Genomic DNA, 1,459 nt, shown 5'->3' with positions numbered 1-1,459 from the left:
ATATGGCCTTTTTACTTTTACAAAATTATACGGACTTTATCTAAAAATCATAGACTTTTTTAAGAAAGTAAATTGAAGACCATTAAAAATAATTATAAGCTTCGAAGCTACACTAATATACCTACTCGAGAATTGAATAAATTACATATGGAAAAATCAAATTCTGGTATAATGTTATTAGTTAACAATAAATTTAATAAAAAAGAAATTATAGACTTTGGTATTGTAATTGGAAAAGCTTTTGTAAATGGTCGTTATATTAATACTAAATTAGGGAAAGTACATTATTCTAAGACAGGTACACATGTAGTTCCTTATATTAAGAAGGAGATGAAAAAATGAGAATAGCTAGGTCTTACGGACATAAAGTAAACGTAGTTTTAAATGATGATAATAAACTTTTTGGAGATGTAATAAATTTTGAAAATCCATATGAAAGTGATTCAGGAAATTTTGTAATGGATTTAGAAACTGAATTAGGTATTTACTCTATTGATGACTCTGAAATTAAAGAAATAAGAATAATATCTTAATGGCATCTTTTCTACCCATATAAATAGAAAGTGATGCTATTTTTATACACTTTTTTAGCTTTCTCCGGAAGGTTATTTTTATGTCCAAAACGTGCTGATGACGATATAAAAGCAAGTATTGAATGAAAAGTCGACAGACTATAAACGGAGGTATATCTCATGGAAAACAACCAAAGTAATATTACTAATCAAGCAATTGATAAAGTAAGGTATATTGATATTCCTACACATACAAAAGAAGATAATAAATTTATACAAGAACAACATAAAGCACTTCTAAAAGATGCCGAAGAAAACAATGATAGCAATGAAGTTGCATATTTATTAAAAGATGGAAAAGTTACAAAAGTATTTGGAAATCAAGACAGTATTTCATTTGAACCAGGAAGTAAGGCGAATAATTTATTAATTAACAGTAAAGAAAATTCTATAACCATGCTACACAACCATCCTGGGCAATCTAGTTTTTCTGCATATGATATATATATACATTTTTAAGCATCAATCAATAAAAACGAATACAATTGTCACTAATAGAGGGCAAATTAAATTTATAACTAAAACAGTTAATATTAATGATATAGAGGTTAGAAAGTTATGTGCTAAATATTTTTCTAATCTTAATGTATATACTGAAAATCACATTGAAAATTTACTGAAGCAAATTTAAAATATGAATATGATTAAATTTAAAGTGAGATGATTTTAATAATGTTACCTTCAAAGTTAGATGGAAAAGTATCTGCAAAAGAATTAAGTGAATCTTTTAAGGAATTAGCAAAAGAATTAGAAGCTAAAACTAAAGATAAAAAATCTAAAGAGTAGCATCCTTTCTACCTATATAAATAGAAAGTGGTGCTATTTTTATACACTTTTTTAACCTTCTCCGGAAGGTTATTTTTATGTGACGAATTGTAATATTAAGT

The 1,459-nt window shown here is 26.0% G+C and carries 4 protein-coding genes and 1 pseudogene; all 5 read left to right on the top strand.

Features of this window, described 5'->3' with window-relative positions; translation table 11 throughout:
- The first annotated feature begins 72 nt into the window (after positions 1-72).
- Positions 73-342: a polymorphic toxin type 50 domain-containing protein gene (locus tag JVV30_RS13370; protein WP_275430024.1), complete on the top strand. Its 270-nt coding sequence runs from the start codon at positions 73-75 to the stop codon at positions 340-342.
- Entirely contained in the window at positions 339-533 is a 195-nt protein-coding gene (locus tag JVV30_RS13090) for a hypothetical protein (protein ID WP_037548898.1), read from the top strand. The genes JVV30_RS13370 and JVV30_RS13090 overlap by 4 nt, the downstream gene beginning before the upstream one ends.
- A gap of 72 nt (positions 534-605) precedes the next feature.
- A pseudogene (locus tag JVV30_RS13575) lies at positions 606-741 on the top strand (hypothetical protein); the annotation flags it as partial.
- Entirely contained in the window at positions 693-1,031 is a 339-nt protein-coding gene (locus tag JVV30_RS13085; RefSeq protein WP_239469387.1) for a hypothetical protein, read from the top strand. The pseudogene JVV30_RS13575 and the gene JVV30_RS13085, both read left to right, overlap by 49 nt.
- A gap of 213 nt (positions 1,032-1,244) precedes the next feature.
- Entirely contained in the window at positions 1,245-1,358 is a 114-nt protein-coding gene (locus tag JVV30_RS13365) for a hypothetical protein (protein WP_239469386.1), read from the top strand.
- Positions 1,359-1,459 lie beyond the last annotated feature (101 nt).

The organism is Staphylococcus sp. GDY8P47P, from assembly GCF_016892225.1.
GTDB classification, from domain to species: domain Bacteria; phylum Bacillota; class Bacilli; order Staphylococcales; family Staphylococcaceae; genus Staphylococcus; species Staphylococcus borealis.
Note: the sequence above shows the minus strand (reverse complement) of the source record. Positions and strands in the feature narration are given on the sequence as shown.

Bases quoted from the DNA above. Each gene is read 5' to 3' on its own strand.
- JVV30_RS13090 (WP_037548898.1), top strand. From the start codon at position 339: ATGAGAATAGCTAGGTCTTACGGACATAAAGTAAACGTAGTTTTAAAT.
- JVV30_RS13085 (WP_239469387.1), top strand. From the start codon at position 693: ATGGAAAACAACCAAAGTAATATTACTAATCAAGCAATTGATAAAGTA.
- JVV30_RS13365 (WP_239469386.1), top strand. From the start codon at position 1,245: ATGTTACCTTCAAAGTTAGATGGAAAAGTATCTGCAAAAGAATTAAGT.